General features: G+C 65.8%; 7 protein-coding genes. 6 read left to right on the top strand and 1 reads right to left on the bottom strand.

Annotated elements, in window-relative coordinates:
* Positions 1–81 precede the first annotated feature (81 nt).
* The 6 genes from P3W85_RS34110 to P3W85_RS34085 all read left to right on the top strand — a co-directional run bounded on the left by P3W85_RS34110 (position 82) and on the right by P3W85_RS34085 (position 6,106).
* Entirely contained in the window at positions 82–1,164 is a 1,083-nt protein-coding gene (locus P3W85_RS34110; RefSeq protein ID WP_276268011.1) for a homocysteine S-methyltransferase family protein, read from the top strand.
* 35 nt (positions 1,165–1,199) lie between these two features.
* The gene (gene metH / locus P3W85_RS34105) at positions 1,200–3,947 is read left to right on the top strand and encodes a methionine synthase (protein ID WP_276268010.1); all 2,748 of its coding nucleotides are present in this window, start codon (positions 1,200–1,202) and stop codon (positions 3,945–3,947) included.
* A 237-nt stretch (positions 3,948–4,184) separates the two neighbouring features.
* Positions 4,185–4,508 (top strand): hypothetical protein, encoded by a 324-nt coding sequence (locus P3W85_RS34100; protein WP_276268009.1) that lies wholly within the window; start codon positions 4,185–4,187, stop codon positions 4,506–4,508.
* Positions 4,509–4,728: 220 nt separating this feature from the next.
* Positions 4,729–5,361, top strand: a complete 633-nt coding sequence (locus P3W85_RS34095; RefSeq protein WP_017227277.1) for a response regulator — start codon at positions 4,729–4,731, stop codon at positions 5,359–5,361.
* Positions 5,362–5,450: 89 nt separating this feature from the next.
* Positions 5,451–5,882 carry a response regulator gene (locus tag P3W85_RS34090; protein WP_276268008.1) on the top strand — a complete coding sequence of 144 codons (432 nt, stop codon included), beginning with the start codon at positions 5,451–5,453 and terminating at the stop codon, positions 5,880–5,882.
* A gap of 80 nt (positions 5,883–5,962) precedes the next feature.
* Positions 5,963–6,106 carry an entericidin A/B family lipoprotein gene (locus tag P3W85_RS34085; protein ID WP_017227275.1) on the top strand — a complete coding sequence of 48 codons (144 nt, stop codon included), beginning with the start codon at positions 5,963–5,965 and terminating at the stop codon, positions 6,104–6,106.
* A 10-nt stretch (positions 6,107–6,116) separates the two neighbouring features.
* Here P3W85_RS34085 and P3W85_RS34080 read toward each other — a convergent pair whose 3' ends face one another.
* Positions 6,117–7,586 carry a sensor histidine kinase gene (locus tag P3W85_RS34080; protein ID WP_276268007.1) on the bottom strand — a complete coding sequence of 490 codons (1,470 nt, stop codon included), beginning with the start codon at positions 7,584–7,586 and terminating at the stop codon, positions 6,117–6,119.
* Positions 7,587–7,734: the final 148 nt, after the last annotated feature.

The following is a 7,734-nucleotide window of genomic DNA, read 5'->3' as shown; positions in this document are numbered from 1 at the left end:
TTGACGGATGCGCCCGCCATTCCGCAAACCATTGATATAACTGATAAAATCGCTGTCTTTTCCCTTGCTGTCGAGCCCCACATGAGCGCCGCCCCACGTCCCGCCTCGCTTCCCCCCGCGCGCCCCTATACCCGGGCAGCCAACCTGCCGGCCCTGCTGCGCGAGCGCATCCTGATCCTGGACGGCGCCATGGGCACCATGATCCAGCGCTACAAGCTGACCGAGGCGGATTACCGCGGCGAACGCTTCGCCGGGCACCATGTCGACGTCAAGGGCAACAACGAACTGCTGCTGCTGACCCGGCCGCAGGTCATCGGCGAGATCCACGAGCAGTACCTGGCCGCCGGCGCCGACCTGATCGAGACCAACACCTTCGGTGCCACCGCCGTGGCGCAGGAAGACTACAAGATGGCGGACCTGGCGTACGAGATGAACGTCGTCGCGGCCAGGCTGGCGCGCGAAGCCTGCGACAAGTACAGCACGCCGGACAAGCCGCGTTTCGTGGCCGGCGCCTTCGGCCCCACGCCCAAGACCGCCAGCATCTCGCCCGACGTCAACGATCCGGGCGCGCGCAACGTGACCTTCGAAGAGTTGCGCCATTCGTACTACGAGCAGGGCAAGGGCTTGCTGGAGGGCGGTGCCGACGTGTTCCTGGTGGAAACCATCTTCGACACGCTCAATGCCAAGGCCGCGCTGTTCGCCATCGACCAGCTGTTCGAGGACACCGGCGAGCGCGTGCCCGTGATGATCTCCGGCACCGTGACCGATGCCTCCGGGCGCATCCTGTCGGGCCAGACCGTGGAAGCGTTCTGGAACAGCCTGCGCCACGCCCGCCCGATCACCTTCGGCCTGAACTGCGCGCTCGGCGCCACGCTGATGCGCCCGTATATCGCCGAGCTGGCCAAGATCTGCGACGCGGCCGTGTCGTGCTACCCCAACGCCGGCCTGCCCAACCCGATGAGCGATACCGGCTTCGACGAAACCCCGGAGGTGACCTCGTCGCTGGTGGAGGAGTTCGCCGCGTCCGGCCTGGTCAACCTGGTGGGCGGCTGCTGCGGCACCACGCCCGAGCATATCGCCGCCATCGCGCAGCGCGTGGCCAGCAAGAAGCCGCGCACCTGGCCCGGCCAGTACCGCGACGGCGCCGACAGCGCAGCCGCCTGACCATGCACCGCGAGCCCACAGAACAAGATCAAGCCATGACCAACGACACCCTGCCGCCGCGCCCGATGCGCCTGTCCGGCCTCGAGCCTTTCACCATCGACGAGGACACGCTCTTCATCAACGTCGGCGAGCGCACCAACGTCACCGGCTCAAAGGCCTTTGCCCGCATGATCCTCAACGGCCAGTTCGACGAGGCGCTGGTGGTGGCCCGCCAGCAGGTCGAGAACGGCGCGCAGATCATCGACATCAACATGGACGAGGCCATGCTGGACTCCAAGGCGGCCATGGTGAGGTTCCTCAACCTGATCGCCTCCGAGCCCGATATCGCGCGCGTGCCCATCATGCTGGACTCGTCCAAGTGGGAAGTGATCGAGGCCGGCCTGCAATGCGTGCAGGGCAAGCCGGTGGTCAATTCGATCTCGCTCAAGGAAGGCGAGGCGCAGTTCCGCCATCACGCCGAGCTGATCCGCCGCTACGGCGCCGCCTCCGTGGTGATGGCCTTCGACGAGCAGGGCCAGGCCGATACCTTTGCCCGCAAGACCGAGATCTGCAAGCGCAGCTACGACATCCTGGTCAATGAAGTCGGCTTCCCGCCCGAAGACATCATCTTCGACCCGAACATCTTCGCTGTTGCGACCGGCATCGAGGAGCACAACAACTACGCGGTGGACTTTATCGAGGCTACCGCCTGGATCAAGCAGAACCTGCCGTACGCCAAGGTCAGCGGCGGCGTGTCCAACGTATCGTTCTCCTTCCGCGGCAACGACGCGGTGCGCGAGGCCATCCATACCGTGTTCCTGTACCACGCCATCAAGGCCGGCATGGACATGGGCATCGTCAACGCCGGCCAGCTCGGCGTGTACGACCAGCTCGACCCCGAACTGCGCGAGCGCGTCGAAGACGTGGTGCTCAACCGCCGCGAGGACAGCACCGACCGCCTGCTGGAGATCGCCGACCGCTTCAAGGGCGGCGGCGCCAAGAAGGAAGAAAACCTGCTGTGGCGCGGCACGCCGGAAAACCCGGTACCGGTGGGCGACCGCCTGTCGCACGCGCTGGTGCACGGCATCACCACCTTTATCGTCGAAGACACCGAGGAAGTGCGCCAGCAGGTGGAGGCGCGCGGCGGCCGCCCGATCGAGGTAATCGAAGGCCCGCTGATGGACGGCATGAACATCGTGGGCGACCTGTTCGGCGCCGGCAAGATGTTCCTGCCCCAGGTGGTCAAGAGCGCCCGCGTGATGAAGCAGGCCGTGGCCCACCTGCTGCCCTATATCGAGGAAGAAAAGCGCCTGCTGGCCGAGGCCGGCGGCGACGTCAAGGCGCGCGGCAAGATCGTCATCGCCACGGTCAAGGGCGATGTGCACGACATCGGCAAGAACATCGTCTCGGTGGTGCTCCAGTGCAATAACTTCGAAGTGGTCAACATGGGCGTGATGGTCCCGTGCAACGAGATCCTGGCGCGTGCCAAGGTCGAGGGCGCGGACATCGTCGGGCTGTCCGGCCTGATCACGCCGTCGCTGGAGGAAATGGCCTACGTTGCCTCCGAGATGCAGCGTGACGATTACTTCCGCATCAAGAAGATCCCGCTGCTGATCGGCGGCGCCACCACCTCGCGCGTGCACACCGCGGTCAAGATCGCGCCGCACTACGAAGGCCCGGTGGTCTACGTGCCGGACGCTTCGCGCTCGGTCAGCGTGGCGTCGAGCCTGCTGTCGGACGAAGGCGCAACCAGATACCTGGACGAGCTGAAGACCGACTACGAGCGCATCCGCCACCAGCACGCCAACAAGAAGGCCACGCCGATGGTGTCGCTGGCGCAGGCGCGCGCCAACAAGACGCCGGTGGACTGGAGCGCCTACGTGCCGCCCAAGCCGAAGTTCATCGGCCGGCGCATCTTCCGCAACTACGACCTGGCTGAGCTTGCCAACTACATCGACTGGGCGCCGTTCTTCCAGACCTGGGACCTGGCCGGCAAATTCCCCGACATCCTCAACGACGAGATCGTCGGCGAATCCGCCCGGCGCGTGTTCTCGGACGGCAAGGCCATGCTGGCGCGCCTGATCCAGGGCCGCTGGCTGAGCGCCAACGGCGTGCTGGCCCTGCTGCCGGCCAACACCGTCAACGACGACGATATCGAGATCTACACCGATGAGACCCGTTCCAAGGTCGCGCTCACCTGGCACAACCTGCGCCAGCAGAGCGAGCGCCCGGTGATCGATGGCGTGATGCGGCCCAACCGCTGCCTGGCCGATTTCGTCGCGCCCAAGGACAGCGGCATTGCCGATTACGTCGGCGTGTTCGCCGTCACGGCCGGCATCGGCGTGGACAAGAAGGAAGCTCAGTTCGAGGCCGACCACGACGACTACAGCGCGATCATGCTGAAGTCGCTGGCCGACCGCCTGGCCGAGGCCTTCGCCGAGTGCCTGCACGAACGCGTGCGCAAGGATTTGTGGGGCTACGACGCCGGCGAGGTGCTGACCAACGAGCAGCTGATCGCCGAGAGCTATCGCGGCATCCGTCCCGCGCCTGGCTATCCGGCCTGCCCCGAGCACACGGTCAAGGGCCCGATGTTCGACTATCTCAATACGGCGGAGATCGGCATGGGCATCACCGACTCGCTGGCCATGACGCCGGCCGCCTCGGTGAGCGGCTTCTACCTGGCGCATCCGGAGTCCACGTACTTCTCGGTGGGCAAGATCGGCCAGGACCAGCTCGACGACATGGTGGCGCGCCGCGGCGAAGAACGCAGCGTGCTGGAGCGGGCGCTCGCGCCTAACCTGTAACCGCGTGCGTCGGTTGCAGCGGCGGTTTTCGCTGCTGCGCCGCCGCAAGCCGTTGGGTAAGCAGGGAAAAGCGTCTCCGGGGGCGCCGATGTGGCGTCGGGCGTTCCTCACCACTCCTTACAAGGCATTACATCTCCTAACAGACCGCGCGGGTCCGCATCCATAGACTGAAGGCTCACATCAAGTGAACACCGCAGCGAATGTTTCGCCGCGGTGCAAACTGCAAGGAGCCTCTCCATGAACAAACTGCTGATCTCCCTTTCCGCCCTCACGATTGCTGCCGCTTCCTCGCTGGCCATGGCGCAAGGCACCGGTGTTGATGCGAAGGCTGGCGCCACCGGCGCCATGGCGGCGCCCGCGGTGAGCGCGCCCGCCGACAAGGGTGCAGCTGCCGGCGCCGACAAGGCGACGGATGCAAAGGCCGGCGCGGACGCCGATACCCACGCCAAGACGACCGCCAAGGTCAAGAAGCACACCTCCCACGCCAAGGCCAAGAAGGGCGAGGCCGCGACCGACACCGGCGCTACCGCCGATACCGGCGCAGCGGCCAAGGCCCAGTAAGCCTGGGCGCGTTTCCCGGAGTGGCAGGCAGACCGCCTGCCGCCATCCGGTGCAAGCACATGCTGGTGCGCAGGGACGGGTTCAGCCCGTCCCTTTTCTTTGTGCGCGGCCAGGGGCCATGTCAGCCTCACACCGGCATTCGTGGTGCTTTGCAAGCACTACAATGCATTATCCCGGCCGTTCCCGAGCGCCGGGGCATCCATGCTCAGGGGAGATATCCATGATCCGCGTCCTGATCGCCGACGATCACCAGATCGTGCGCGCCGGTCTGCGCCAGTTTATCGCCGACGAGCCCGATATCCGGGTGGAAGGGGAGGCGGCCAGCGGCGACGAAGTGATGACGCGGCTGCGCGAACGAGAGTTCGACGTCGTGGTGCTTGATATCTCCATGCCCGACCGCAACGGCATCGATGTGCTCAAGCTGCTTCGGCAGCGGCATCCCGACCTCCCGGTGCTGATCCTGTCCACCTATCCCGAAGACCAGTACGCCATCAACCTGATCCGCGCGGGCGCCTCGGGCTACCTGACCAAGGAAAGCGCGCCGGACGACATGGTCAAGGCGATCCGCACCGTGGCCCAGGGGCGGCGCTATGTCAGCGCGACCGTGGCGGACCTGCTGATCGGAGGGCTGGAAAAGCCTACCGGCCAGCCGCTGCACCAGACCCTGTCCAAGCGCGAATTCCAGATCTTCTGCAAGCTTTCGCGCGGGCAGTCGGTGTCGGTGATCGCCGACGAGTTGTTCCTGAGCGTGAAGACGGTCAGCACGTACCGTTCGCGCATCCTGGAAAAGATGGGCATGAAGACCAACGCCGACCTGACCTATTACGCGATCAAGAACGGCCTGGTGGAGTAGGCGGCGCAAACGGAAGGCGCGGCTGGCCGGTGGCTCTGTAGGACGGACCCCGATAGTCCCTGTCCGTACCCTGTTGCTAACATTAACCCATGCTGGATCAAGCTGCGGCCCCTTCGTATCGAGCGCTGCGGGTCCTGCTCATCGAGGACTCGGCGATCCTGCGCGGTATGCTGCTTGAATACCTGAACGCATTCCCGTTTGTCGACGTCGTGGACTGGGCGGATACCGAAAGCGCGGCGCTGCGCCTCTGCGAGGCGGGCCAGTACGAGGTCGTCATCGTCGACCTGCAATTGCGGCGTGGCAACGGCATCAATGTATTGCGTGCCTTGCAGAAGAAGGGAAACAAGGCCGGGAAGAATACCGGGCAGCCCGGCATTCGCATCGTCTATACCAACCACGCCCAGGTACCCACCTACCGGCGGCAGTGCGCCGAAGCCGGCGCGGATTACTTTTTCGACAAGTCGCTCGAGCTCGAGCAGGTGTTCCGGGTGATCGAGGAGTACGCGCAATCCGGCACGTGAGTGGCGAGCGGCTGCGCACCTGCGGGCAGTCCCCGTTTCCATCGCGGCAAGGGCCGCGTCAACCTGGCAAGGAGAGAATCATGAGAAAGCTGATGGCGCTGTGTGCCCTGGCAGGTGTCGTCCTGGTGGCCGGCTGCAACACGATGGCTGGCGCGGGTAAGGATATCGAGAAGGGCGGCGAGAAAGTCCAGGGCGCTGCCGAGAGCGTCAAGCAGAAGATGTAAGGGGCGGACGTCAGCCGGCGGCGCCATGGCCGGGGCCGGCAGCCTGTATGTTCTCCGGTCCGGCTGCGGGAGCTTCACGTGGCGCTTCGCCGGATCCGTCCTCGTCGCTGCGCGGCGGCGCCACGATGGCATCGGTCAGCGGCACCTCCACCCGGATGGTCACGCCCTTCCCCGGGGCTGAATCGATATGCAGCGAGCCGCCGAGCGCGATCACGCGCTGCTCCATGCCCAGCAGGCCGTGATGGCCGCTGGTCCGGCGCGACTCGAAATCCGCCGGCAGGCCGCATCCGTTGTCGCTCACCTTGAGTGTGAGCACGCCATTGGCGCAGGCGAGCGCGATGGACACGCGCTTTGCTGCGGCGTACTTGCTTGCATTGGTGAGCGACTCCTGCACGATGCGGTAGAGCGCAATTGCGGCGTCGTCGCGCAGCGGGGGCGCCGCCTCGGCAAGCTGCACGTCCGCCTCCCACTGATTGCGCGCGGCGACTTCCTCGGCCAGCTGGCCGATGGCTTCCTTCAGGCCCAGGTTGAGCAGCACGGTGGGGCGCAGGTCTTCGATCAGGCGCCGCTTGATCTGGATGCCCTGGTCCACATGCCGCATCACCCGGGTCAGCTTTTCCGCCACGTCGGGATGCGTGTCCTGTACGCGCCCCCGCACCCAGTGCATGTCGAGCTTGGTGGCGGTCAGGATGGCACCCAGCTCGTCATGCAGTTCGCGCGCGAGCCGCGTCTTCTCGTCTTCTGTGACCCGTTGCAGGTGGGACGCCAGCGCCGACAGCTGGCGGGTCCGCGCGCGCACCATGCGCTCCAGGCGCGCGCTTTCTTCCTCCAGTTCGCTGCGAGCGGCTTCCGACAGCGCCAGGCGGCGCGAATGCTGCAGCCCGACGACGACCAGCAGCACGATATTGATCGCGGTCAGCAGGCCGATGCCATAGCGCGACAGCGCAAGGTCGCGGTCGGCGAACACGAGGCTTTGCGATACCGATCCGGCCTCGCGCTGGAGCAAGGCCTGCAGCCCGCGTCTTGCATTCTCCATGGTCTGCTTGCCGAAGTCGGTGCGCACCAGGTCGAGCGCCACTTCCACGTCGCGCTTGCCGTAGATCAGCGTCAGGTCCATCTCGGTCAGTTTGCGGTTGACGGCGGTGGACGCATCGGTGAACAGCTTGAGCGCTTCAGGGTCGTCGGCGTAGCGGTTGCGCAGCGCGCCCATCAGCGCATTGATGCGCGGCAGGGCCTGGTAGTACGGCTGCAGGTAGCTTTCCTTGCCGGTCAGCAGGAAGCCGCGCTGACCGGCTTCGGCATTGACCAGCTCGCCCAGCAGGGAGGTGATCTGGCCCTGCACCTGCTGCGACTGGATTACCTCCGTATAGCCCTGGCGCAAGCGGATGTTGCCTGCCTCGGAGGCGATCAGCACCACCACGGTCAGCACGATACCGCCCGCCAGCAGCAAGGTCGAGCGCAGCATTGACTGCTTGAACATAGTCGTTTCCCGAAGCCGGGTGCCGGCATGGCGATGGATTCCCGTACGCGGTACGAGCGGGCAAGGCCCGGTGGCGCCATGCACCCTGTTGGCGTCGATGGAAGCACATCGAAGGCCCCGGGTCAACCGGCGCGGTCCGGCGCGCGCC

It is taken from the genome of Cupriavidus basilensis, from assembly GCF_029335485.1.
Lineage (GTDB): Bacteria > Pseudomonadota > Gammaproteobacteria > Burkholderiales > Burkholderiaceae > Cupriavidus > Cupriavidus basilensis_E.
The sequence above is the reverse complement of the archived record's forward strand: the minus strand, read 5'-3'. Positions and strand labels throughout refer to the sequence as shown.

Bases quoted from the DNA above. Each gene is read 5' to 3' on its own strand.
- P3W85_RS34110 (WP_276268011.1), top strand. From the start codon at position 82: ATGAGCGCCGCCCCACGTCCCGCCTCGCTTCCCCCCGCGCGCCCCTAT.
- metH (WP_276268010.1), top strand. From the start codon at position 1,200: ATGACCAACGACACCCTGCCGCCGCGCCCGATGCGCCTGTCCGGCCTC.
- P3W85_RS34100 (WP_276268009.1), top strand. From the start codon at position 4,185: ATGAACAAACTGCTGATCTCCCTTTCCGCCCTCACGATTGCTGCCGCT.
- P3W85_RS34095 (WP_017227277.1), top strand. From the start codon at position 4,729: ATGATCCGCGTCCTGATCGCCGACGATCACCAGATCGTGCGCGCCGGT.
- P3W85_RS34090 (WP_276268008.1), top strand. From the start codon at position 5,451: ATGCTGGATCAAGCTGCGGCCCCTTCGTATCGAGCGCTGCGGGTCCTG.
- P3W85_RS34085 (WP_017227275.1), top strand. From the start codon at position 5,963: ATGAGAAAGCTGATGGCGCTGTGTGCCCTGGCAGGTGTCGTCCTGGTG.
- P3W85_RS34080 (WP_276268007.1), bottom strand. From the start codon at position 7,586: ATGTTCAAGCAGTCAATGCTGCGCTCGACCTTGCTGCTGGCGGGCGGT.